Origin of the sequence: Geodermatophilus nigrescens (assembly GCF_900129495.1) — a bacterium.
Taxonomy (GTDB): domain Bacteria; phylum Actinomycetota; class Actinomycetes; order Mycobacteriales; family Geodermatophilaceae; genus Geodermatophilus; species Geodermatophilus nigrescens.
This window is the reverse complement of record NZ_FQVX01000001.1, coordinates 1,077,605-1,099,972: the sequence shown is the minus strand read 5'-3', so window position 1 is coordinate 1,099,972 and position 22,368 is coordinate 1,077,605. Positions and strand designations below refer to the sequence as shown.

The window sequence follows — 22,368 nt, the reverse complement described above, 5'->3', positions numbered from 1 at the left end:
GCCTCAGGCCGGGACCGGGTCCGGCACGGACACGGGCACGACGGCGGTCCGCGGCTCCAGGTGCACCCCGGCGATCATGCAGCGCACCGAGCCGCCGGCCAGTTCCACGGTGGGCACCGCCACCGGCAGCAGCTGCGCGGAGGCCTCCACCGCCGCCCGCTGCTCCCGCGTCAGGCTCGCCGCGGCGCGCGCCGACAGCGCGAGCACCGGCCCGTCGCTGCCCTGCACCTCCAGCGCGTTGCCGGCGAACTCCCCGACCTGCGCGGCGGTGAGCGGGACGACGGTGCGCCCGCCGGCGGCCAGCCGGTCGGCCAGCCGGGACCGCTCCGCGGCGGACGGCAGCAGCTCCAGGCCGGCCAGCGCGTACTCGCCGGCCACGCTCATCAGCACGTTGGTGTGGTAGACCGCGCGGCCCCCGGCGTCGACGGCGTCGAACACGACCGGCTCGTAGCCGAAGCCGCGGCAGAACCGGTCGAGCGCGACCGGGTCCACCCGCCGCGAGCGGGCCACGTAGGCCACCCGCGCGACGTGGTCGAGCACCATCGCGCCGGTGCCCTCGAGGAAGACGCCGTCGTGCTCGAGGCCGGAGAGGTCCACCACCTCGTGCACGCGGTAGGCGGCCTTGAGGAACTCGACGACGTCGCCGCGCCGCTCCCGCCGCCGGTTCTCCGCGTACATCGGGAACAGCGCCACCCGGCCGTCGGCGTGGGTGGACAGCCAGTTGTTCGGGAAGACGGAGTCGGGCCGGTCGGGCTCGGGGTCGTCGAACAGGTGCACCCGCACGCCGGCGTCGGTGAGCGCGTCCGCCAGCGCCGTCACCTCGTCGTGCGCCCGGCGGGCGAGGACCGCCGGGTCCTCCCCCACGGCCGCGGCCTGGAAGGCGTTGTCGGCGAGGGTGAGCGGGTTGGGCCGGAAGGCGTGCGGCCGCACCAGGACGACGGCCGCGGGCGCCTGACCGGGGGCGGTCACGAACCGATCGGCAGGAGCGCGGTGAGCATGCCGAAGAGGTCCTTGGGGTCCTCCGGCTCGGCGACGAGGTCGATGTCGTCGACCCACGGCGTGCCGCGGACCGCGTCGCGGACGTAGCGCAGCGCGGAGAGGTCCTCGATCGCGAAGCCGACCGAGTCGAACAGCGTCACCTGCGACGCCGAGGAGCGCCCGGGGCGGCGGCCGGCGACGACCTCCCACAGCTCGGTCACCGGGAAGTCGGCCGGCATGGCCTGGATTTCGCCCTCGATGCGGGTCTGCGGCGGGAACTCGACGAACACCTCGACGTCGTCGCGCAGCAGGATCGTCGGGTCGAGCTCGGTCTTGCCGGGGCAGTCGCCGCCGATGGCGTTGAGGTGCATGCCCGGCTCGATCCACTCGTCCTGCAGGACCGTGGCACGGGCCTTGTCGGCGGTGCAGGTGGTGACGACGTCGGCGCCGCGGACCGCCTCGCGCCCGGAGGCGGCGATCGTCACGTCGAAGCCCAGCGGCGTCAGGTTGCGGGCGAGCTTGGCCATGGCGGCGGGGTCGGTGTCCCAGACGGTGACCTCGGAGATGCCCAGCGCGGCGCGCATGCCCAGCGCCTGGAACTCGGCCTGGCTGCCGGCGCCGATCAGCGCCAGGCGCCGCGAGTCGGGGCGGGCGAGGTGGCGGGCGACCATCGCCGACATGGCGGCCGTGCGCAGCGCCGTCAGCAGGGTCATCTCGGCGAGGAAGACGGGGTAGCCGTTGTGCACGTCGGCCAGGGCGCCGAACGCGGAGACGGTCTGGTAGCCGCGGGCGGGGTTGCTCGGGTGCCCGTTGACGTACTTGAAGGCGTAGGTCTCGCCGTCGCTGGTGGGCATGAGCTCGATGACGCCGAACGGCGTGTGGCTGCCGACCCGGGCGATCTTGTCGAAGGACTCCCAGCGGGCGAAGTCCTGCTCGATGTACCGGGAGATGCCGTCGATGATCTGCTCGGGCCCGGTCTCGGCCGTCCAGCGGACCATGTTGCGCACGTCGACGAAGAGCGTCATGCGCAGAAGGTAGGGCTGGGCGATCTGCACACACAATGAGCGATGAGCGCGCGTTGTGCGCAGACTCTGACCGGTTTGCCTTGATCACCTGTACGTTCTGTGCATGGCGGACCTGAGCGAACTCGACCGGCGCCTCCTCTCGGCCCTCCGGGAGGACGGCCGCGCCCCGGTGGCCGAGCTGGCGCGCCGGCTCGGCGTCACCCGCGCGACCGTGACCAGCCACCTCGACCGGCTCGTCGCCGACGACGTGATCGTCGGCTTCACCGTCCGGGTGCGCGACGAGGCCGCGGCCGGCGGGGTGCGCGGGGTGTCGCTCATCGAGGTGGAGGGCCGCTCCACCGACGAGGTGATCCGGCGGCTGCGCGGCTTCCCGGAGATCGAGTCGATGCACTCCACGAACGGCGCGTGGGACCTCGTCGCGGAGCACCGCACCGCCGACCTCGTGGAGTTCGACCGGCTGCTCAACCGCATGCGCTCGGTGCCCGGGGTGATCAACAGCCAGACGAGCCTGCTGCTCACCTCCGTGCTGCGCTGAGCGCTCAGCCGCGGGTGGCGGCCCGCGCCAGCGGCAGCCCGGCCACCAGGACGCCGGCGACCAGGACGTAGCTCCACGGCAGCCCGACGCCGGCGGCGAGCAGGCCGAGCGCGAGCGCGCCGATCGCGGTGCCGGCGTCGAAGGAGGCGTTCCACATCGCGCTGGCCGCCGTCGACCCGCCCTCCCCGGCCCGGGCGAAGGCGGTGACCAGCGTCAGGTTCTGCACCGCGCCGTAGCCCGCGCCGAACACCGCCGACCCGGCCAGCACCCAGCCCGCCCCGGCGCCCAGGCCCAGCGCCACCAGGGCGAGGCCGGCCGCGGCGACGACCAGCCCGGCGGGCAGCAGCAGGCGGGTGCCCACCCGGTCGGCGAGCAGGCCGGCCCGCCAGCGGGTGACCGCGCCGGTGGCGCCGAAGACGAGCAGCGCCGCCGTCGCGAGGACGCCATCGGGCCGCTCGATCGGCAGGAAGGTGACCAGCCCGCCGCCGGCGAGGGTGACCAGCAGCAGCACCGCCGAGGGCGCCAGCGCCGCGCGGACGGCGGCCCGCGAGGACCCGCCGGCCGCCCCCTGCCAGGGCACCGACCGGGCGAGCACCGGGACCAGCGGCAGGGCCAGCACCGGGGAGGCTGCCAGCCAGGCCAGCCAGCCGGCGTGGCCGTCCAGGACCAGCGCGGCGCCCGCGGGCACCGCCAGCAGGTTGGGGACGGCGATCGCCAGCCCGTACAGGCCGATCGACTCCCCGCGGCGCTCGGCGGGCGCCACCTGCGCGGCGAGCACCGCCCCGAGCACGGTCAGCACCGCGAAGCCGGCGCCGCGCACCGCCGAGACGGCCGACAGCCACACCACCCCGTCGTCGACGGCGTAGAGCGGCGACGGCGCGCCCAGCGCGAGCAGCCCGGCCGCCAGCACGGGGCCGAGGCCCAGGCGGGCGGTGAGCGCGGGCACGACCGACTGCACGGCGATCGTGACGAGGAGGAAGACAGCGGTGACCACGCCGGCGGTGTCCGGGGAGGCACCGCCGGCGACCGCGTACGCGGGCAGCGAGGCCAGCGTCAGGCAGTAGCTGACGAACCCGAGCGTCGTGGCGCCCACCAGCGCCCGCATGGCCGGGAGCCGCCACAGCGACGTCCGCCCCGTCGTGCCCGGTGCCACCGCGTTCCCCCTCCGCGGGCGACCTCGCCCGGCGGCCCAGCATGACCGTCGCCCTGACGGCCGCCGGGTAGGGGGTGCCCGTGCTGCTGACCGTGGGCCACGGCCCCGACGACCGCGACCGCCTCGGCGCCCGCCTCACCGCGGCGGAGGTGGCGTCGCTGGTCGACGTCCGCCGCTTCCCGGGCAGCCGCGGCGACCCCGACGTCCGGAGTGACCGACGTCCTGGCTCACCGTGACGCGTCCTGGCTCACGGTCGACGATGAGCCAGGACGCAGCACGATCAGGCGGGCTGATCGTGCTGCGAGCCGCGGTCAGCCCATGTGCGGGTAGCGGTGGTCGGTCGGCGGGGCGAACGTCTCCTTGATCGAGCGGGTCGACGTCCAGCGCTGCAGGTTCTGCGCCGCGCCGGCCTTGTCGTTGGTGCCCGAGGCCCGCCCGCCGCCGAACGGCTGCTGGCCGACGACGGCGCCCGTCGGCTTGTCGTTGACGTAGAAGTTGCCCGCCGCGAACCGCAGGGCGTGCTGGGCGTGCGCGATCGCCGCCCGGTCCTGGGCGATGACGGCGCCCGTGAGCGCGTACGGCGCCACCGACTCCATCTGGGTGAGCACGGTGTCGTAGTCGGCGTCGTCGTAGACGTGCACCGCGAGCACGGGGCCGAAGTACTCGGTGGTGAAGACCTCGTGCCCCGGGTCGGTGCCCTCGATGATCGTCGGGCGGACGAAGAAGCCCTCCGAGTCGTCCTTCTGCCCGCCGGCCACGATCGACAGCGCGGGGTCGTCGTCGACGCGGTCGATGACGCCGGACAGCTTGGAGAACGACTTCCGGTCGATGACCGCGCCCATGAAGTTCGACAGGTCGGTGACGTCGCCCATGGTCAGCGACTCGGTGGTGGCGACCAGGTCGTCCCGGAGCCGCGTCCACACCGACCGCGGCACGTAGGCGCGCGAGGCCGCCGAGCACTTCTGCCCCTGGTACTCGAACGCGCCGCGGACCAGCGCGGTGCGCAGCACGTCGACGTCGGCCGAGGGGTGGGCGACGACGAAGTCCTTGCCGCCGGTCTCCCCGACGACGCGGGGGTAGCCGCGGTAGTTCGCGATGTTCTCCCCCACCGTGCGCCAGAGGTGCTGGAAGACCGGCGTCGAGCCGGTGAAGTGGATGCCGGCGAGGTCGCGGTCGGCGAGCACCACCTCGGAGACGGGGATGCCGTCGCCGGGGAGCATGTTGATGACGCCCGGCGGCAGGCCGGCCGCTTCGAGCAGCCGCATGAGGAAGTGCGCGGCGAACTGCTGGGTGGGCGCGGGCTTCCAGACGACGGTGTTGCCCATGAGCGCCGGCGCGGTGGGCAGGTTGCCGGCGATCGCGGTGAAGTTGAAGGGCGTGACCGCGTAGACGAAGCCCTCGAGCGGCCGGTGGTCGCTGCGGTTCCACACGCCCGGCGACGACTCCGGCTGGGCCGACAGCACCTCGCGGGCGAAGTGCACGTTCCAGCGCCAGAAGTCGACGAGCTCGCACGCCGAGTCGATCTCGGCCTGCTGGGCGGTCTTCGACTGGCCGAGCATCGTGGCCGCGTTGAGCGTCTGCCGCCACGGCCCGGCCAGCAGGTCGGCGGCCTTGAGGAACACCGCGGCGCGGTCGTCGAAGGACAGGTCGCGCCAGGCCGGCGCGGCCGCCTTGGCGGTGGCCACGGCCTCCTCGGCGTCGGCGTGGGTGGCGTGCGCCGCGGTGCCGAGGACGGCGGTGTGCCGGTGCGGCTGGACGACGTCGAAGCGCTCGCCGCCGGCCATCCGCTGCTTGTCGCCGATGGTCAGGGTCAGCTCGAGCGGCTCGGCGGCGAGCTCGGCCAGCCGGGTCTCGAGCGCGGCCCGCTCGGGCGAGCCGGGCGCGTAGCCGAGCACCGGCTCGTTGCGCGGCGGGGGGACGCGGGTGGTGCCGTCCATGACAGGGCCTCCTGGTCGGGTCAGCGGGAGACGAGGGCGCGCAGGAAGAAGCGCAGGTTGGCCGGGCGCTCGGCGAGCCGGCGGGTGAAGTAGCCGTACCAGTCGCGGCCGTAGGGGACGTAGGCCCGCACGCGGGTGCCCGAGGCCGCCAGCCGCTGCTGCTCGTCGGTGCGGATGCCGTGGAGCATCTGCACCTCCCACGAGTCCGCGGTGCGGCCGTACTCGGCGGCCAGGCGCTGCGCGAGGTCGACCATCGCGGGGTCGTGGCTGCCGACCATCGGGTACCCCGGGCCGCGCATGAGCACGCCCAGGCAGCGGGCGTAGGCGGCGTCGACGTCGCGGCGGCCCTGGTGGGCGGCCGACGGCGGCTCGTCGTAGGCCCCCTTCACCAACCGCACCCGCGAGCCCGGCATGGCCAGCGCCCGCACGTCGTCCTCGGTGCGGCGCAGCGCGGCCTGCAGGACGGCGCCGGTGCCCGGGTGGTCGCGGCGCAGCTCGGCGAGGACGGCGAGGGTCGAGTCGACCGTCGTCGAGTCCTCCATGTCGAGGGTGACCGTGGTGCCGATCGCGGCGGCCGCCTCCACCACCGGGCGCACCAGGTCCAGCGCGAGGTCGTGCCCGCCGGGCAGCGCCTGGCCGAACGCCGACAGCTTCACCGACACCTCGGCGTCCGGGCCGAGGTCCAGCGGGGCGAGGCCCTCGAGCAGCGCCAGGTAGGCGTCGCGGGAGGCGCGCGCCTCCTCCGGCCCGGTCACGTCCTCGCCGAGGTGGTCGAGGGTGACCGCGATGCCCTCGCCGGTCAGCCGGCGGACCACCGCGAGCGCCTCGGGCAGCGTCTCGCCGGCCACGAACCGCTCGACCACCCGCCGGGTGACCGGCGTCCCCACCAGCGCCCGGCGCAGCGCCGGGCGCCGCGAGGCGCCCAGCAGGACCGTCTTCGTCGTCAGCACCTGCATCCCTCCGTCCCCGTCGGGACCGACGCTAGGGACGCCGGGACGCGCCTGCCAGGGACAGACGTACGGCGCCGTCTCATACAGTCGTATGGTGCGCGACGACCTGCAGGACGTGGTGGACGAGGTGGCGCGGCTGCTCGCCGCTCCCGCGACGCTCGAGGACGTCGACTTCACGCTGGTCGCCTACGCCGCGCACCCGCTGGAGGACGGGGACGTCCCGGCGATGGACGCCGTGCGCACCCGCTCGATCCTCGGCCGCGGCTCCACCCCGGCCACCCGCCGCTGGTTCGAGGACCTCGGCATCGCCCGCGCGCGGGGTCCGCTGCGCACGCCCGCCGACCCCGGCGCCGGGATCCTCACCCGCCTGCTGCTCCCGGTCCGGCACGCCGACCGCACCCTGGGCTACCTGTGGCTGCTCGACGGCGGCCGCACCGACCCCGCCGACGAGGGCGACCCCGCGCTGGCCGCCGCGGTCTCGCTGGCCGCGCGCGCCGGGGAGATCCTGGCCCGCCGGCAGGAGGAGGACGACGACGGCGCCGCGCTGGCCGCCCTGCTCGGCGGCCCCGCGGCCGGGCGCGAGCGGGCCGCGGCCGCCCTCGCCGCCCGGTTCGACGGCGCCGGCGTCGCGCTGGTCGCGCTGCGCCCGGCCGGCGGCGCGCCTCCGTCCGGCTGGCGCCCGCCCGCGGGGGCGGCGGTGGTGGGCGACGAGGTCGCCGTCGCCGTCCGGCTGCCCCGCCCCGGCGACCCGCGCCCGGCCGGCGCCGCCGCGGCCGCCGCGCTCGCCCGGCTGCCCGCCGGGAGCAGCGCCGGGGTGGCCGAGCCCGCGACCGCGGTGGCGGACCTGCCCGGGCGGTGGGCGCAGGCCCGGTCGGCCGCGGCGGTGGCCGCCGTCGTGCCGCGGCTGGCGCCGGTCGCCTCCTGGGCCGAGCTCGGCGGCTGGCGCACCGCGGCGGCGATGGCGGCGCCCGACCCCGCCGTCGCGCCGCTGCTGGCCGAGCCCGCGCTGGCCGCCACCGCCGAGGCCTACCTCGACACCGCCGGCAGCGTGGCGCGGACGTCGGCGGCGCTGGGCATCCACCGGCAGACGCTGTACTACCGGCTGGCCCGGATCACCGCCCTGACCGGCCTCGACCTCGCCGACGGCGACACCCGCCTGCTGGTCCACGCCTCGCTGCGGCGGGCCCGGCTGCCCTGAGGCCCGGCCACCCCGGTGCTCAGCGCCGGGCGAGCTCGCGCTCGGCGGCGGCCAGCACGCGGGGCACCAGGCGGCGGTGCAGGGCCGACAGCGGCGGCCACAGCAGCCGGCCCCACGGTCGGTCGTAGCGCAGGCTCGTCGTCCAGGTGACCCGCCGCCCGGCGGTCCGGACGACCATCTCGGCGCTCAGCGACGCCGACGCGGTCTCCAGCCGGATCCGGTCCGGGGCGCGCTCCCCCACGCGCCAGCCCGCCACGGTGTCCGGCGAGCGCCGCGGGTCCAGGCGGAAGCCGAGCAGGACGCGCCAGATGAGCACCTCCGCCGGGCTCGGGACGTCGCCGAACAGCGCCCGGGCCCACTCCTCGGCGCCCGCCTCCACGCCGGTGGCCAGGGTGCACCGATCGGCGTAGTCGACGGCGTCGAGGCAGCTCCCCGCCCGGTCGGCGGCGAGCGCGCCGCGGACCACTCCCGTGCTGGTGACCATGCCGGTCCTCCCTCTCGTATACGGTGCCGTACACGAGACGGTAGCGCTCGTATACGGCGGCGTACAGGAGGTCGGGTGGGCACGGTCCGGACACCGCGCGAGCGCTGGGTCGAGGAGGGCCTGCGGGCGCTGGCCGCCGGCGGGCCCGACGCCGTCCGCGTCGAGGTGCTGGCCAAGGCGATCGGGGTCACCAAGGGCGGCTTCTACGGCCACTTCGCCGACCGCGGGGCCCTGCTGACGGCGGTGCTCGACGCCTGGGAGCGCGAGGCCACTGACGACGTCCTCGCCCGCGTGGACCGCGAGGGCGGCGACCCGCGCGCCCGCGCCGTCCGGGCCGGCGCGCTCACCTTCTCCGGCGACCGCCTGCTGCCCGTCGACCTCGCCGTCCGCGACTGGGCCCGGCGCGACCCTGCTGTCGCCGAGCGGCTGCGGCGGGTCGACGGCCGGCGCATGGACCTGCTCCGCGAGGTGATCGGCGCGACCGTCAGCGACCCCGACGAGGTCGAGGCGCGCAGCCTGCTGGCCTTCTGCGTGGCGATCGGCGAGCACCTCCTGGCCGCCGACCACCGGGGGCGCAGCCGGGCCGAGGTGCTCCGGCGGGCGGCGGACCTCGTGCTCGGACCGCGGGGAGGGTGACCAGGGACACCCGACGGGTTGCGGAACCGAACCGTCTCGCCGCGACGGCGTCAGCGGCCTGGCCTACCCTCGGGTGGCTGATGGCTGCGGGAGGAGAGGCGTTGCCTCGAGACGCGGGCGGCGCCGGCGACGTCCTCCGGGACCTCCGCACGGCCACCGCCGTGGAGCACGAGCAGGTCGAGACGACCCTCGCGCTCATGGACCACGACCTGGACGCCGGCCGCCTGGTCGGTGTGCTGGCGCTGCTGCACGCCTTCTGGCGCGCCGCCGAGGAGGGGCTCGACGCGTGGGCCGCCGCCCACCCCGCCGACGCCGCGGCCCTGCAGTGGGACCGCCGCCGCCGCGCCGAGGTCTACGCCGCCGACCTCGCCGCGCTGGGCGCCGACCCCGCTGACGGCGACCGGCCCGAGCTGCCCGCCGTCCCCGACACCGACGCCGCGCTCGGCCGGATGTACGTGCTGGAGGGCTCGACGCTGGGCGGCACGTTCATCGACCGGCACCTGGCCTCGCTCCCCGGCCTCGCGGGCGGCCCCCGGCTGCGGGCGTTCAGCCCCTACGGCGAGGACACCGGCGCCATGTGGGCGGCCTTCCGCCGGTTCACCCGCGCGCACGTGGAGGACGGCGGCGACGCCGGCCGCGTCGTGGCCGCCGCCCGTTCGACCTTCGCCGTCCTCGCCGGCTGGTGCGCTCCCGCCGCCCGGCCGCAGGGGGCACCCGCGTGACCGACGTCGACGCCACCGCCGGGGCGGATACCGCCGGGGCCGACACCGCCGGGGCAGACGTCGCCTGGCTGGCCCCGGGCGAACCGGTCGACCTCGACAACTGCGCCCGCGAGCCCATCCACGTCCCGGGCAGCGTCCAGCCGCGCGGCGTCCTGCTGGCGGTCAGCGAGCCCGATCTCGTCGTCGTCCAGGCCTCGGAGAACCTCGCCGGGCTGACCGGGGTGGTCTGGTCCGACGCGCTCGGCCGGCCGCTCGCCGACGTCCTCGGCGTGGCGCCGAGCGACGCGATCGTCCGCTCGGCCAGCGCCTTCGGCGACCTGCGCGAGCGCAACCCGGTCGAGGTGACCCTCGACGTCGACGGCGACCCCGTCCCGGTCGACGCGATCCTGCACCGCGCCGTCCTCGGCGGCGCCCGCGACGGCCACGGCCAGCCGGTCGACGGCGAGCCGCCGCTCACCAACCTCGTGGTGGAGCTGGAGCACGCCCGCGGGCCGCGGCCGTTCTCCTTCCCGAACACCTACCAGGCGGTGCGCGGCACGGTCACCGAGCTCAACCGGGCGAGCAGCCTCCAGGACCTCTACGACATCACCGCCCGCGCCGTCCGGGCCCTCACCGGCTTCGACCGCGTGATGGTCTACCGCTACGACGCCGACTACAACGGCGAGGTCGTGGCCGAGGCGAAGGTCGAGGGCCTCAACTCCTTCCTCGGCCTGCACTACCCCGCCTCCGACATCCCGGCGCAGGCGCGGGCGCTGTACGAGAAGAACTGGCTGCGGCTGATCAGCGACGTCGACTACGAGCCGAGCCGCATCCAGCCGGTCGCGCACCCGGCCACCGGGCAGCCGCTGGACCTGACCTACTCGACGCTGCGCAGCGTCTCGCCCATCCACGTCGAGTACCTGCAGAACATGGGCGTGCGCGCCTCGATGTCGATCTCGCTGCTGCAGGACGACCGGCTGTGGGGGCTCATCGCCTGCCACCACTACGCCGGCCCCCACCAGCCGCCGTTCGCCACCCGCGCGGCCGCGGAGTTCCTCGGCTCGACGCTGTCGCTGCGGCTGGTCGACCGCACCGCCGAGGACGAGGTGCACCGGGCACTGCAGGTGCGCTCGACGATGGCGTGGCTGACCGCCGCCACCCTCGACGAGGACCGCCCGCTCGCCGACACGCTGCTGGGCGGCACGAGCCTGCTCGACGTCCTGCCCGCCGACGGCGTCACGGTCTGCCTGCAGGGCAGCAGCGGGACCAAGGGCGAGGCACTGCCCGGCGACGTCCTGGAGCGCGTCGTGTCCTGGGCGGCCGCGCGCGGCGAGGAGCTGGTCGCCACCGACGCGCTGCAGCAGGACGCCCCGCACCTCGGCGTCCCGCTCGACCTCGTCTGCGGCGTGCTCGTCCTGCCGCTGCCCGAGGGCCAGTACGTGCTGTGGCACCGCCGCGAGGCCGTACGGCACGTCGACTGGGGCGGCGACCCGCACAACAAGGCCCTCGCCGAGCGCGAGGGCGACGAGGTGCGGCTCAGCCCGCGCAAGAGCTTCGACCGCTGGCGGGAGACGGTGCGCGAGCGCTCGCAGCCGTGGACGCCGCAGGAGCGCGGAGAGGTCCTGCAGCTGCGCGGGCACCTGCTCGAGGCGCTCTACGCCCGCTCGCGCAGCATCGTCCGGGCCGCGGAGACGCTGCAGCGCAGCCTGCTGTCCGACCCGACGACCACCGACGGCCTCGAGGTCGCGGTGCGCTACGTGCCGGCCACCCGCGAGGCCCAGGTCGGGGGCGACTGGTACGACGTCTTCGGCCAGCCCGACGGCTCGACCATGCTCGTGATCGGCGACGTCGTCGGCCACGACGTGCAGGCCGCGGCGTGCATGGCGCAGCTGCGCGGGCTGCTGCGCGGCATCGCCTACGACAACGGCGACAGCCCGGCGCGGGTCCTCGGCCGGCTCGACGCCGCGATCGAGGGCCTCGACCTCCGGGCGATGGCCACCGTGCTGGTGGCCCGCCTCTCCCCGTCCGACGACGGCGGCGCGGCGACGCTGCGCTGGTCGAGCGCCGGGCACCTGCCCCCGGTGACCGCCGGCCCCGACGGCACCGCCGTCACGCTGACCGGCGGCCGGCCCGGGCTCCTGCTGGGCGTGAGCCCCGCGGCTCCCCGCGTCGACGCCGAGGTGCGGCTCGAGGCCGGCTCGACGCTGCTGCTCTACACCGACGGGCTCGTCGAGCGCCGCGACGAGGGCTTCGACGACGGCATCGACCGCCTCGGCGTGGCCCTCGCCGACCTGCGCGACGCCTCCGTCGAGGAGGTCAGCGACGCGGTGCTCGCCCGGCTCGTGCCGGAGGGCGCCGAGGACGACGTCGCGCTCGTGGCGGTCCGCCTCCGGAGCTGACGGGCCGGCCGGCGCGGGTCTCCCCGCACCGGCCGCCCGTCCCGGTCACGCCGGGTCGGAGAACCCGGCCTCCAGGCCGTCGCCCTGAGCGCCGCCGTCGGCCGGCAGCGGCGCCTCGTCCTCGGCCGCCCGCACCTCCGCGTCGTTGTCCTGCGGGGCGCGGTCGACGCCGCGCGCGAGCTCGGCGAGCAGGCGCTCCTCGTCGGGGCGCAGGTCGCCGGTGCCGAGGCGCTCGCCCGGCTGCCCGGCGTCGGAGCCGGAGGCCATGCCGCTGTCGGGCAGGTCGGGGTCGGTCACGGTCGCCCTCCGGTCAGCGCGGGAAGTTCGGCTCGAGCCGCGGCACGATCTGCATCTCCGGCACGTACGCCGCCGGGTGCATGGTGACCAGCGTGCGGACGGCGTCGGCCACCGCCGCGGGCGGCATCATCAGGTGCCCGGGGATGCCCCACTGCTCCATCATCGGGGTGTCCATGGCGGCCGGGATGACGCTCATGACCCGCGCCGGGAAGGGCCGCTCGCTGCCGTCCTCGGCCTTCACGGCCTTCTCCCGCAGCTCGCGCTGGATGCAGCGGGTGGCGTTGAGGAAGCCGGCCTTGGAGCCGTTGTAGGCGATCGCGCCGCTGCCCGACGTGATCGCCGACAGCGACACGATGTGCACGACGTCGGCGGTGCGGCCCTCGGGCAGGTGCTGCACCCGCTTCATGAACTCGCTGGTGAGGAAGACCGGCCCCTCGCAGTTGACCGCCATGACCCGGCGGTAGTCGTCGAGGTCGATGTCGGTGATGTAGCCCGGGCGGTCGATGCCGGCCACGTTGACCAGCAGGTCGAAGGCGTCCCCGTGCTGGTCGAAGAGCTGCGCGACGACCGCGCGGCGGGCCGCGTCGTCGGTCACGTCGAGCGTGACGACGTCGGCGCTGCCGCCGGCGTCGGTCACCAGGTCGCGGGTCCGCGCACTGCCGTCGGCGTCGATGTCGGCGACGACGACGTGCGCGCCGGCCTCGCCCAGCGACACGCACGTCGCCCGGCCCAGCCCGCTGGCCCCGCCGGTGACCAGCGCCACGCGGCCCTTGAGCTCCCCTGCCACCCGTTCCTCCGTTCCGGCCCGCGCGGGGCCGTGATCACGATCCGTCCCCGCCACTCTCGCCGAGGACCGCGCGCCCCGCAGGTCGGGACGCCTCCCGCGCGCGGACGGCGGGTCAGGCGGGGGCGGCCCAGGCGTCGGCGAGCGTGACGGTCACCAGCTGCCGGCTCTCGACCAGCGCGAGCATCTGGTCGAGCACCGCGGTGAGCGAGGGCTGGTTGGCGTGGCCGACGACGATCGCCCGGGCGGTGAACCACTGCTCGGCGGCGGCCATGAGCCCCTCGGCGGACACCACCCGGCCGTCGTCGAAGGTGCCGTTCCACATGACCGTCGTCGGGTGGCCGAGGTCGGCGGCGATGGCGTCGACGCGCTCGTCGTGCGAGCCGAAGGGCGGCCGCCAGAACGGGGTGGCGGTCACGCCGAGGGTGCGCCGCATGAAGTCCTGGTTGCGCCGCAGCTCCTCGGCGACCTCGGCGTCGGACACGGTGGTGAGGTCCGGGTGCGACCAGGTGTGGTTGCCGAAGGCGACCTTGCCGGACTCGATCAGCGGCCACAGGTCGCGGGCGTTGTCGCCCCACGTGCGGTAGCTGCCGTTGGGGAAGAAGGTCAGCCGGGTGCCGGTGTCGCGGCACAGGGCGACCAGCGCGGCGACCACCTCGCCGTTGCTGCCGTCGTCGATGGTCAGGGCCAGCTGCGGGCCGTCCCCCGGCAGCTCCTGCACCACGCCCGCCGGCGCGGGGGCCGCGACGATGCCGCCCGGGCCGGTCGGCGTCGCGGGCGCCGGCGTCCGGGCGGGCGCGGGGTCGGGTGCGGCCAGGTCGAGGCCGGCGGCGCCGCGCCCGACGGCGGCGCCGGTGAGCCCGGCGGCGAGGAGGTACAGGAAGCCCCGGCGGTCCACGCGGCGGACGCTAGGAGCACCCCGCGGCGCGTCCCGGGCAGCGACACAGCGGCGCTCGCGCGCCGGGCACGCTGCGTGGGGTTCCGGCTACGCCGCCGGGACCAGCCCGGCCTGCTCGATGAGGCGCGCCTGCTCCCGGCACCACGGCGACCACTCGTCGAACTGGGAGGCCTCCTGGCGACGGCGGAAGTCGGCCCACCCGAGCAGCTCCCACTCCCCCACCTCGCTCGGGTCGGGGTCGGGCGTGCCGGTGAAGCGGCCGAGGTAGACGGGGCAGACCTCGTTCTCCACGACGCCGCGGAACTCCGCGCGGTAGCGGTACCCGGGCAGCGCCGGGCGCAGGTCGGCCACCTGCAGGCCCAGCTCCTGCGCGGCGCGGCGGGCGATCGCGGCGGCGTCGTCCTCACCGGGCCCGGGGTGGCCGCAGACGGTGTTGGTCCACATGCCGGGGAAGGTCTGCTTGTCCTCGGCGCGGCGGGTGACCAGCAGCCGGCCGTCGTCGGCGAACAGGTAGGCCGAGAACGCGCGGTGCAGCGGCGTCTCCCCGTGGTGCACCAGCGGCTTGGGCATGGTGCCGATCGGCGCCCCGTCGTCGTCGACCAGCACGATCAGCTCCGCCGCGGTCACCGTCACGCCGCCCATCCTCCCCGACGCCGGGGGTTCCGCCACAGGCCCTCCGGGCACCGGGGGGACATGGACCGGTTCCGCAACGACGGCCTGACCTTCGACGTCCGCGACGGCGGCCCGCCCGACGGCGAGCCGGTCGTCCTGCTGCACGGCTTCCCGCAGGACTCCTCCGCCTTCGACCGGATGGCGCCGCTGCTGCACGGCGCGGGGCTGCGCACCCTCGCCCCCGACCAGCGCGGCTACAGCCCCGGCGCCCGCCCCTCCGGCCGCTCGCCCTACCGGCTGCGCGCGGTGGCCGGCGACGTCGTCGCGCTGCTCGACGCGGCCGGGATCGAGCGGGCGCACGTCGTCGGGCACGACTGGGGCGGCGCGGTCGCGTGGGCGCTCGGCGCCTGGCACCCCGGCCGCGTCCGCACGGTGACGTCGCTGTCCACCCCGCACCCGGGCGCCGTCACCAAGGCCCTGCTCACCAGCGACCAGTGCCTGCGCTCGTCCTACATGGCCGCCTTCCAGCTGCCGGTGCTGCCCGAGCGGCTGCTGCTGGCCCGCGACGGCGCGGCGCTGCGCGGCGTCCTGGAGAACGGCGGCCTGCCGCCGGACGCCGTCGACCGCTACGTCGACCGGATGCGCGAGCCGGGCGCCCTGCCGGCCGCGCTGGCCTGGTACCGCGCGGTGCCGCTGGCCGCCCGCGACGCCGTCGGCCGGGTGGGCGTGCCGGTGCTCCACGTGTGGAGCACCGGCGATCCCTTCCTCGGCCGCACCGCCACCGAGCGCACCCGCGAGTTCGTCACCGGTCCCTACCGGCTCGAGGTGCTCGAGGGCGTGCCGCACTGGATCCCCGAGCTGGCCGCCGAGCGCGCCGCCGAGCTCGTGGTGGCGCACACCCGCGCAGCCGCCTGAGCGCTCAGGCGGGCGGCCCGTCGGCCAGGGGCAGTCGCACCACGAACCGCGTCTCCCCCGGCCGCGACCGCACCTTGAGCACGCCGCCGTGCCGGGTGGTGACGATCCGCCAGGCGACGTCGAGGCCGAGCCCGGTGCCCTGCCCCACCGGCTTGGTGGTGAAGAACGGCTCGAACACCCGCCGCCGCAGCTCCTCGGGGATGCCCGGCCCGGTGTCGGCGACCTCCACGACGGCGGACTCCCCGTCCAGCGCGGTGCGCAGCGTCAGCGTGCCCTCCCCCGCCATCGCGTCGAGCGCGTTGTCGATGAGGTTGGTCCACACCTGGTTGAGCTCGGCGGCGAAGGCGGGGACCGGCGGCAGCGACCGGTCGTACTCCTTGACCACCCGGATGCCCGGGCCGGTCTTCGCGCTGAGCATCACCAGCGTCGCGTCGAGCCCCTCGTGCAGGTCGGTGGGCTGGTGCGGGGTGCGGTCCAGCTGCGAGTACTGCTTGGCCGCGCCGACCAGGTGGGTGATCCGGGCGGTGCTGTCGACGATCTCGGCCAGCAGGAGCTCCGTCTCCACCGTGTAGGCGAGCCACCGCAGCGCGGGCTCGAGGAAGTCCTCGTCGACGGCGCCGGCCACCTGGTCGAGCTCCGCGGGGCCGAGCCCGGCCGGCACGAACACCGACGCGAGCTCCCAGGGCCGGGCGACGTCGTGGTCGTCGAGCCAGTCCGACAGCTCGTCCTCGCGGTCGGAGCGCTGCAGCGCGGTGAGCTCCACGGCTCCGTCGATCCCGGCGACGAAGCGCTCCTGCAGCTCGGTCAGCCGCCGGAGCTGCTCGCCGTCGAAGCGGCCGTCGGCCAGCAGCGCGAGCTTGTGCCGCATGCCGGCCACCCGCTCGCGCAGCGAGGCGGTGGCCCGCGACGCCGCGGCCGCCGGGTTGTTGAGCTCGTGGGTGAGCCCGGCGGTCAGCTTGCCCAGCGCCAGCAGCCGCTCCCGCTGCGCCACGAGCTCCTCGGTGTTGCGGCTCCCGAGGAACAGGCCCTGCAGCAGGTGCACCGCCATGGGGAACCAGCGGCGGAACACGGCGGCGAACTCGCCGGCCGGCAGGGCCAGGAACGTGCAGTCGGTGACCGCGCGCACCGACGACGGGTAGACCTGCGACACCTGGTCGCCGAGGTAGAACTGCACCGCGCCGGCGTAGACGCCGCGGTGGTCGGTGCGCGCGGTCTCCACCTCGTCGCGGCCCACCCGCCGCGTCATCCGCAGCGTCCCGGACAGCAGCACGTAGAAGCACTCGGCCGGCTCGCCCTCGGTGCAGACGTCGCTGCCGGCGGCCACGTCGACGACGTCGCCGGTCGAGGCCACCCAGGCCAGCTGCTCGGCGTCGAGGTCGCCGAAGAGGAACAGCTCGCGCAGCTCGTCGGGCGCGAGGCGGGTCGGCGCGCTCACCGCTCCTCCAGGTACCGGTGCACCAGCGTGACGGCCATGGCGCCCTCGCCCACGGCGGAGGCGACCCGCTTCACCGACTGGGCGCGCACGTCGCCGGCGACGAACACCCCGGGCAGGCCGGACTCGAGGAAGTACGGGTCGCGCTGCAGCCGCCAGCCCGGTGGCCGCTCGCCGTCGACGAGCAGCTCGGGACCGGTGAGCACGAAGCCGTGGTCGTCGCGGTCGAGGACGCCGTCGAGCCAGTCGGTGCGCGGCTCGGCGCCGATGAAGACGAACAGGTGCGACGTCTTCGCGGTGTGCACCCCGCCGTCGGGGCCGGCGAGGTCGATCTCCTCCAGGTGGTCCCCGCCGCGCACGGCGGTGACGGTGGTGCCGGTGCGGACGACGACGTTGGGCAGGTCGGCGAGCTGCTGGATGAGGTAGTGCGACATCGACGCCTCCAGCGACGGGCCGCGGACGAGCAGGGTGACGCAGCGGGCGTGGCGGGAGAAGAACACCGCCGACTGGCCCGCCGAGTTGGCCCCGCCGACGACGAAGACGTCCTGGTCGGCGCAGGCCTCGGCCTCGGTGAGCGCCGAGCCGTAGTAGACGCCGCGGCCGGTGAAGGAGTCGGCGCCGGCGGCCGGCAGCGTCCGGTAGGAGACGCCGGTGGCGAGGACGACGGCGTGCGCGGCGATGCTGCCGCCGTCGGCGAAGTGCACCACCCGGGCCGGGCCGCGGGCCTCCAGCGCGGTGACCTTGCGGGCGGTGAGCACCTCGGCGCCGAACTTGGCCGCCTGCCGCCGGGCGCGGTCGGCGAGCTGCCCGCCGGAGACGCCGTCGGGGAAGCCCAGGTAGTTCTCGATGCGGCTGCTCTGCCCGGCCTGCCCGCCGGTGGCCTGGCGCTCGACGAGCACCGTGCGCAGCCCCTCGGAGGCGCCGTAGACCGCGGCGCCGAGCCCGGCCGGGCCGCCGCCGACGACGACGAGGTCGAAGAAGTCGGTGCTCGGCTCGACGGTCAGCCCGACCGCGGCGGCGAGCTCGGCCTCGGTGGGCGCCAGCAGCGCGTCCCCGCCCGGCGGCACGACGAGCGGCACGTCCTCCGGCGCGGCCCCGGCCGCGGCGAGCAGCCGCCGCCCCTCGGGCTCCTCGACGCTGTACCAGTGGTAGGGCACCGCGTTGCGGGCCAGGAAGTCCCGCGCGGCGAACGACGGCGCCGACCAGTGGTGGCCCACCAGCTTGACGTCCTCGACGGCGACGTCGGGGCTGGCCGCCCAGGTCTCGACCATCGCGTCGACGACCGGGTAGAGCTTCTCCTCCGGCGGCTCCCACGGCTTGAGCAGGTAGTGGTCGACGTCGACGACGTTGATCGCCTGGATGGCGGCGTCGGTGTCGGCGTAGGCGGTGAGCAGCGCCCGCCGCGCGCGGGGGAACAGGTCCATCGCCTGCTCGAGGAACTCGATGCCGTCCATGCCCGGCATCCGGTAGTCGGCGAGCACGGCGGCCACCCGGTCGCCGCGCAGCTTGAGCTCGCGCAGCGCGTCGAGCGCCTCCTCGCCGGAGGACGCGCGCACCACGCGGAACCGCTCGCCGTAGTGGCGGCGCAGGTCGCGGGCGACGGCGCGCGAGACGCCGGGGTCGTCGTCGACGGTGAGCAGGACGGGGCGGGCCCGGGCGCCGGGCGCGGGGGACTCGGGGGGCGTGGTCACGACTCCTCCAGGGGAACGGGGTGGGGGCCGGCGGCCGCGCCGCCGCCGGCCGGGATCCGGGGGTGGACCTGCGGCCCGTCGACGCCGCAGTGCAGGCACTCCTCGACCGGCAGGCGGCCGCCGGCGGGGCGCTCGGGCGGCCGGCGGACCGCCGCCGCGGCCACCAGCGCCCCGGCGACGAGCAGCCCCGCGCAGATGAGCAGGGCGGTGCGGAAGCCCGCCGCGAACGCGTCCGGGTCGGTGTAGTCGTCGCCGATGCCGGCGACGACCGGCACCACGGCGACGGCGAGCAACCCGGCGGCGCGGGCGACGGCGTTGTTCACGCCGGAGGCGACGCCGGCGTAGCGGTCCTCGGCGGCGTCGAGGACGGTCGCGGTGAGCGGCGCGACCAGCAGGGTCAGGCCGGCACCGAAGAGGACCGTGCCGGGCAGCACGTCGCCGACCCAGGAGGCGTCCTCACCGACCCGCAGCAGGAGCAGCAGGCCGGCCGCGGCGACCAGCGGCCCCGCGGTGAGCAGCGGCCGGGCGCCGATCCGCTGCGCGAGCGCGCCGACCCGGGCGGAGAACAGCAGCATCAGCGCGGTGACCGGCAGCAACGCCGTCCCGGCGACCAGCGGGCTGAACCCGGCGACCACCTGCAGGTGCAGCACCAGCAGCACGAAGACGACCCCGAGCGCGGCGTAGACCAGCAGCGTGACGACGTTGGTCGCGGTGAACACCCGGCTGCGGAAGAGCACCGGCGGCACCAGCGGGTGCCGCGACCGGCGCTGGACGACCGCGAAGGCGGCGAGCGCGAGGACGCCCGCGGCGATCCACGCGAGCGCGCCGGGCCCGCCGCCGTCGGCCGTCGTCAGCCCGTAGGTGAGCCCGCCCAGGCCGGCGACGACGAGCGCCGTCCCGGTCCAGTCCAGGCCGGGTGCGGCGGCCGGGTCGCGCGTCTCGGGGACGTGCTTGGCCGCCACCGCGACGATGAGCACCGCCACCGGCAGGTTGACCAGGAAGACCGCCCGCCAGCTCCACTCGACCAGCCACCCGCCGAGGAACGGCCCGACGGCGCCGGCCACCCCGCCCAGGCCCGACCACGCGCCGACGGCCGCCGCGCGGTCCTCGGGGGCGAAGGACGCCGAGATGATGGCCAGGCTGCCCGGGGTCAGCAGCGCTCCCCCGACGCCCTGCAGCGCGCGGGCGACCACGAGCGTGCCGACGTCGGGTGCCAGGCCGCACAGCAGCGACGCCGCAGCGAACCAGACCACACCGACGACGAACACGCGCCGCCGGCCGAGCCGGTCGCTGAGCGAGCCGCCGAGCAGGATCAGCGAGGCGAGGGTGAGCGTGTAGGCGTTGACCGTCCACTGCAGGCCGGTGAACGAGGCGTCCAGGTCGGCGCCGATGCGCTCGAGCGCGACGTTGACGACGGTGCCGTCGAGCATCGCCAGGCTCGACCCCAGCACGGTGGTGAGGAGGACCCAGCGCCCCTGGGGAGTGCCCATCCGCAGTCCGCGGTCCGGCTGCGGCCGGGACGTCACGCACGGAGCCTTCCCCGCGGCACCGGGGCTGTCAACGAGCCCGGTCCCGCATGGGCGGCGGGCGCCCGGGGCACCCCCGGGGTCCTGACCGACCGAGCCGAGGAGGCCTCGATGTCCACCGCCACCACCCCCCGCCGCCGCTGGCGCGTCGCCCTGGCCGGCGTCGCCGTCGCCGCCGCGTCGTTCACGACCGCCGCGTGCGGGTCCGACGTCGTCGACGACGACGTGCAGCAGAACGTGGAGGAGGGCGTCGACGACGCCGAGCAGGAGGTCGAGGACGCGACCGACGGCGAGGACTCCGACGGCTGACCCGGCCGGGTGCAGAGAAGTCTTTGCAAAGGGTTCTCTGCACCCGTAGCCTCGGCGCGTGCCCGACCTGCCCCCCGAGGACACCGTCGACGTCAGCGACCCGCGCACCCTGCGGGCACTGGCCCACCCCCTGCGCACGGGCCTGCTCGCCCTGCTGCGCTCCGAGGGCCCCTCCACCGCGTCGCGGCTCGGCCAGCGGCTGGGCGAGAGCAGCGGGACGACGAGCTACCACCTGCGCCAGCTCGCCGGCTTCGGGCTGGTCGAGGAGGTGCCCGGTGAGGGCACCGCGCGGGAGCGCTGGTGGCGCGCCCGCCACCGCAGCACCCGCTGGCGCACCGAGGACCTCGTCGACCGGCCCGGCGGCCGGGAGGTCCTCGAGGAGCTCACCCACCAGCTGCTCGGCCGCCAGCGGCGGATGCTGGCCGCGCACGCCGAGCAGCGCGAGGAGCTCGAGCCGGCCTGGCGCGACGCGGTCTCGCTCAACGACTGGGCGCTGCGCCTCTCCCCCGAGGCCGCCGCCGAGCTGACCGAGGAGCTCAACGGCGTCCTGGAGCGCTGGCGGGCGACCCGCGAGGAGCCCGGCCGGCCGCTCGTGCACGTGCTGGTCGACCTCTTCCCGCTGTCCGAGGACCCGGGATGAGCGCGTCGCTGACGGTCCGCGCGGCCGGCCGGCGGTTCGTCGGGCTCACCGCGCTGCGCTGGCTGCCGGTGGGGCTGAGCGCGCCGGTCACCGTGCTGCTGGCCGCCTCGCGCGGGTTGTCGCCGGCCGACGTCGGCGTCGTGATCGCCGTGTACTCCGTCGTCGTCCTGGTGCTGGAGCTGCCGACCGGCGGCCTCGCCGACTCCCTCGGCACCCGGCCGGTGCTGGTCGCCTCCGCCGTGTTCAGCACCGCCGGCCTGGTCGCCCTCGGGTTCGCGGACAGCGTGGCCGCGTTCGCGGTCGCCGAGGCGCTGCGCGGTGTCGGGCGGGCGCTGGACTCCGGCCCGCTGGAGGCCTGGTACGTCGACACGGTCCGCGCCGCCGACCCGGACGCCGACGTCGCGCCGGGCCTGTCCCGCGCCGGCGCGGCCGACGGCGCGGGCCTGTGCCTGGGCGCCGTCGTCGGGGGCCTGCTGCCGCTGCTGTCCGGCCGGGCCGGCGACGACGCCCTCGTCCTGCCGGTGCTCGCCGCGGCGGTGCTGACGGCGGTGTCCGCGGTCGCGGTCGCGCTGCTCGTCGTCGACCCGCCCGGCGCCCCGCGCCGGCGCCTGGCGGACGCGGGGGCCGGCGTGCGGGCCGTGCCCGCCGTCGTCCGGGACACCGCCCGGCTGGTCGCCCGCGACCGGCTGTTGCGGCGGGTGCTCGCGGTCTCGCTGCTGGTCGGCGCGGTGCTGTCCACGCTGGAGCTGCTCGGCCCGCTGTACGCGGCGGAGCTGACCGGCAGCGGCGCGTCCGGGGCGACGCTGTTCGGCGTCGTCATGGCGGTGTCGTTCGCGGCGGCCGGGCTCGGGGCGCTCCTCGCGCCGGCCGCGCGCCGGCTGGCCCGGGGCTCCGGTCCCGTGGCCGCGGCCGGGCTGGCCGCGGTGGGGGCGCTCGCGATCGCGGCGGTGCCCCTGGCCGGCCCGGTCGCCCTGACCGCCCTGTTCGCCGTGTTCTACGTGGGCAACGCCGCCGCCTGGCCGCTGTGGAAGTCGGTGCTGCACGGGCGCGTGGGCGCGGGGCGGCGGGCCACGGCGCTGTCGGCGTCGTCGTTCGCGCTGCAGATCGGGGCGCTCGGCGGCTCCCTCGGCCTGGCCCGGCTGGCCGACGCCGCGGGGCTGTCCGCCGGCTTCCTCGGCGCCGCCGTCGCCGCGCTGCTCACCGGGCTCGTATCCCTGGGGCTGCGGTCCCGGTCACCGGTTGCCGCGTCGCGCACCGGGTAGCGGCGG

At 76.4% G+C, this 22,368-nt stretch carries 23 protein-coding genes; 10 read left to right on the top strand and 13 right to left on the bottom strand.

Annotated elements, in window-relative coordinates:
* Window positions 1–3: 3 nt before the first annotated feature.
* Together ctlX and BUE37_RS05510 are read right to left on the bottom strand one after the other, a co-directional pair.
* The gene (gene ctlX, locus BUE37_RS05515; protein WP_073419063.1) at window positions 4–969 is read right to left on the bottom strand and encodes a citrulline utilization hydrolase CtlX; all 966 of its coding nucleotides are present in this window, start codon (window positions 967–969) and stop codon (window positions 4–6) included.
* Window positions 966–2,003 carry an ornithine cyclodeaminase gene (locus BUE37_RS05510; RefSeq protein ID WP_073419062.1) on the bottom strand — a complete coding sequence of 346 codons (1,038 nt, stop codon included), beginning with the start codon at window positions 2,001–2,003 and terminating at the stop codon, window positions 966–968. The genes ctlX and BUE37_RS05510 overlap by 4 nt, the downstream gene beginning before the upstream one ends.
* A gap of 103 nt (window positions 2,004–2,106) precedes the next feature.
* Here BUE37_RS05510 and BUE37_RS05505 point away from each other — a divergent pair, with 103 nt between their 5' ends.
* Entirely contained in the window at window positions 2,107–2,538 is a 432-nt protein-coding gene (locus BUE37_RS05505) for an Lrp/AsnC family transcriptional regulator (protein ID WP_073419061.1), read from the top strand.
* Window positions 2,539–2,542: 4 nt separating this feature from the next.
* On the opposite strand, the gene BUE37_RS05500 is transcribed toward BUE37_RS05505, so the two are convergent.
* Window positions 2,543–3,691 (bottom strand): MFS transporter, encoded by a 1,149-nt coding sequence (locus BUE37_RS05500; protein WP_073419060.1) that lies wholly within the window; start codon window positions 3,689–3,691, stop codon window positions 2,543–2,545.
* A gap of 80 nt (window positions 3,692–3,771) precedes the next feature.
* Here BUE37_RS05500 and BUE37_RS23275 point away from each other — a divergent pair, with 80 nt between their 5' ends.
* On the top strand, window positions 3,772–3,927 hold the full coding sequence (locus BUE37_RS23275) for a hypothetical protein (RefSeq protein WP_245794296.1): 156 nt from the start codon (window positions 3,772–3,774) through the stop codon (window positions 3,925–3,927).
* A 75-nt stretch (window positions 3,928–4,002) separates the two neighbouring features.
* Here BUE37_RS23275 and pruA read toward each other — a convergent pair whose 3' ends face one another.
* Together pruA and BUE37_RS05490 are read right to left on the bottom strand one after the other, a co-directional pair.
* Window positions 4,003–5,628: an L-glutamate gamma-semialdehyde dehydrogenase gene (gene pruA / locus BUE37_RS05495; protein ID WP_073419059.1), complete on the bottom strand. Its 1,626-nt coding sequence runs from the start codon at window positions 5,626–5,628 to the stop codon at window positions 4,003–4,005.
* A gap of 20 nt (window positions 5,629–5,648) precedes the next feature.
* Complete coding sequence (locus tag BUE37_RS05490) at window positions 5,649–6,584, bottom strand: proline dehydrogenase family protein (RefSeq protein ID WP_073419058.1); 936 nt, start codon at window positions 6,582–6,584, stop codon at window positions 5,649–5,651.
* Between the two features lie 88 nt (window positions 6,585–6,672).
* Between BUE37_RS05490 and BUE37_RS24775 the strand changes: the two genes are divergently transcribed.
* The gene (locus BUE37_RS24775) at window positions 6,673–7,776 is read left to right on the top strand and encodes a helix-turn-helix domain-containing protein (protein ID WP_083628465.1); all 1,104 of its coding nucleotides are present in this window, start codon (window positions 6,673–6,675) and stop codon (window positions 7,774–7,776) included.
* A 19-nt stretch (window positions 7,777–7,795) separates the two neighbouring features.
* Here the strand turns inward: BUE37_RS24775 and BUE37_RS05480 are convergent, their stop codons facing one another.
* Entirely contained in the window at window positions 7,796–8,260 is a 465-nt protein-coding gene (locus tag BUE37_RS05480; RefSeq protein ID WP_073419056.1) for a DUF2867 domain-containing protein, read from the bottom strand.
* Window positions 8,261–8,335: 75 nt separating this feature from the next.
* On the opposite strand from BUE37_RS05480, the gene BUE37_RS05475 reads away from it, so the two are divergent.
* The 3 genes from BUE37_RS05475 (at window position 8,336) to BUE37_RS05465 (ending at window position 11,996) form a co-directional block, all read left to right on the top strand.
* On the top strand, window positions 8,336–8,896 hold the full coding sequence (locus BUE37_RS05475; protein WP_073419055.1) for a TetR/AcrR family transcriptional regulator: 561 nt from the start codon (window positions 8,336–8,338) through the stop codon (window positions 8,894–8,896).
* Window positions 8,897–8,976: 80 nt separating this feature from the next.
* Complete coding sequence (locus tag BUE37_RS05470) at window positions 8,977–9,618, top strand: biliverdin-producing heme oxygenase (RefSeq protein ID WP_073419054.1); 642 nt, start codon at window positions 8,977–8,979, stop codon at window positions 9,616–9,618.
* A complete protein-coding gene (locus BUE37_RS05465) occupies window positions 9,615–11,996 on the top strand; it encodes a SpoIIE family protein phosphatase (RefSeq protein ID WP_083628464.1) in 2,382 nt (793 codons plus the stop codon). Before BUE37_RS05470 ends, BUE37_RS05465 begins: the two co-directional genes overlap by 4 nt.
* Before the next feature lie 45 nt (window positions 11,997–12,041).
* On the opposite strand, the gene BUE37_RS05460 is transcribed toward BUE37_RS05465, so the two are convergent.
* The 4 genes from BUE37_RS05460 to idi form a co-directional block, all read right to left on the bottom strand.
* The gene (locus BUE37_RS05460) at window positions 12,042–12,293 is read right to left on the bottom strand and encodes a hypothetical protein (protein WP_073419053.1); all 252 of its coding nucleotides are present in this window, start codon (window positions 12,291–12,293) and stop codon (window positions 12,042–12,044) included.
* 13 nt (window positions 12,294–12,306) lie between these two features.
* Window positions 12,307–13,080 carry an SDR family NAD(P)-dependent oxidoreductase gene (locus BUE37_RS05455; protein ID WP_073419052.1) on the bottom strand — a complete coding sequence of 258 codons (774 nt, stop codon included), beginning with the start codon at window positions 13,078–13,080 and terminating at the stop codon, window positions 12,307–12,309.
* A 112-nt stretch (window positions 13,081–13,192) separates the two neighbouring features.
* On the bottom strand, window positions 13,193–13,975 hold the full coding sequence (locus BUE37_RS05450; RefSeq protein WP_073419051.1) for a polysaccharide deacetylase family protein: 783 nt from the start codon (window positions 13,973–13,975) through the stop codon (window positions 13,193–13,195).
* An 87-nt stretch (window positions 13,976–14,062) separates the two neighbouring features.
* On the bottom strand, window positions 14,063–14,608 hold the full coding sequence (idi, locus tag BUE37_RS05445) for an isopentenyl-diphosphate Delta-isomerase (RefSeq protein ID WP_245794294.1): 546 nt from the start codon (window positions 14,606–14,608) through the stop codon (window positions 14,063–14,065).
* Between the two features lie 60 nt (window positions 14,609–14,668).
* Between idi and BUE37_RS05440 the strand changes: the two genes are divergently transcribed.
* Entirely contained in the window at window positions 14,669–15,502 is an 834-nt protein-coding gene (locus tag BUE37_RS05440) for an alpha/beta fold hydrolase (RefSeq protein WP_073419049.1), read from the top strand.
* A 4-nt stretch (window positions 15,503–15,506) separates the two neighbouring features.
* Here BUE37_RS05440 and BUE37_RS05435 read toward each other — a convergent pair whose 3' ends face one another.
* From BUE37_RS05435 to BUE37_RS05425, 3 genes are read right to left on the bottom strand one after another with little or no spacing between them, the layout of a single operon-like run.
* Window positions 15,507–16,937 (bottom strand): ATP-binding protein, encoded by a 1,431-nt coding sequence (locus BUE37_RS05435; protein WP_073419048.1) that lies wholly within the window; start codon window positions 16,935–16,937, stop codon window positions 15,507–15,509.
* The gene (locus BUE37_RS05430) at window positions 16,934–18,625 is read right to left on the bottom strand and encodes an NAD(P)/FAD-dependent oxidoreductase (RefSeq protein ID WP_073419047.1); all 1,692 of its coding nucleotides are present in this window, start codon (window positions 18,623–18,625) and stop codon (window positions 16,934–16,936) included. The genes BUE37_RS05435 and BUE37_RS05430 overlap by 4 nt, the downstream gene beginning before the upstream one ends.
* Window positions 18,622–20,115 (bottom strand): MFS transporter, encoded by a 1,494-nt coding sequence (locus BUE37_RS05425; RefSeq protein WP_073419046.1) that lies wholly within the window; start codon window positions 20,113–20,115, stop codon window positions 18,622–18,624. The genes BUE37_RS05430 and BUE37_RS05425 overlap by 4 nt, the downstream gene beginning before the upstream one ends.
* Before the next feature lie 147 nt (window positions 20,116–20,262).
* Here BUE37_RS05425 and BUE37_RS05420 point away from each other — a divergent pair, with 147 nt between their 5' ends.
* From BUE37_RS05420 to BUE37_RS05410, 3 genes are read left to right on the top strand one after another with little or no spacing between them, the layout of a single operon-like run.
* Complete coding sequence (locus BUE37_RS05420) at window positions 20,263–20,460, top strand: hypothetical protein (protein ID WP_073419045.1); 198 nt, start codon at window positions 20,263–20,265, stop codon at window positions 20,458–20,460.
* Window positions 20,461–20,518: 58 nt separating this feature from the next.
* Entirely contained in the window at window positions 20,519–21,100 is a 582-nt protein-coding gene (locus tag BUE37_RS05415) for a winged helix-turn-helix domain-containing protein (protein ID WP_073419044.1), read from the top strand.
* Window positions 21,097–22,362: an MFS transporter gene (locus BUE37_RS05410; RefSeq protein WP_083628311.1), complete on the top strand. Its 1,266-nt coding sequence runs from the start codon at window positions 21,097–21,099 to the stop codon at window positions 22,360–22,362. The genes BUE37_RS05415 and BUE37_RS05410 overlap by 4 nt, the downstream gene beginning before the upstream one ends.
* Window positions 22,363–22,368: the final 6 nt, after the last annotated feature.

Bases quoted from the DNA above. Each gene is read 5' to 3' on its own strand.
- BUE37_RS05410 (WP_083628311.1), top strand. From the start codon at position 21,097: ATGAGCGCGTCGCTGACGGTCCGCGCGGCCGGCCGGCGGTTCGTCGGG.
- BUE37_RS05510 (WP_073419062.1), bottom strand. From the start codon at position 2,003: ATGACGCTCTTCGTCGACGTGCGCAACATGGTCCGCTGGACGGCCGAG.
- BUE37_RS05490 (WP_073419058.1), bottom strand. From the start codon at position 6,584: ATGCAGGTGCTGACGACGAAGACGGTCCTGCTGGGCGCCTCGCGGCGC.
- BUE37_RS05425 (WP_073419046.1), bottom strand. From the start codon at position 20,115: ATGGGCACTCCCCAGGGGCGCTGGGTCCTCCTCACCACCGTGCTGGGG.
- pruA (WP_073419059.1), bottom strand. From the start codon at position 5,628: ATGGACGGCACCACCCGCGTCCCCCCGCCGCGCAACGAGCCGGTGCTC.
- BUE37_RS05480 (WP_073419056.1), bottom strand. From the start codon at position 8,260: ATGGTCACCAGCACGGGAGTGGTCCGCGGCGCGCTCGCCGCCGACCGG.
- BUE37_RS05420 (WP_073419045.1), top strand. From the start codon at position 20,263: ATGTCCACCGCCACCACCCCCCGCCGCCGCTGGCGCGTCGCCCTGGCC.
- BUE37_RS05440 (WP_073419049.1), top strand. From the start codon at position 14,669: ATGGACCGGTTCCGCAACGACGGCCTGACCTTCGACGTCCGCGACGGC.
- BUE37_RS05505 (WP_073419061.1), top strand. From the start codon at position 2,107: ATGGCGGACCTGAGCGAACTCGACCGGCGCCTCCTCTCGGCCCTCCGG.
- BUE37_RS05470 (WP_073419054.1), top strand. From the start codon at position 8,977: ATGGCTGCGGGAGGAGAGGCGTTGCCTCGAGACGCGGGCGGCGCCGGC.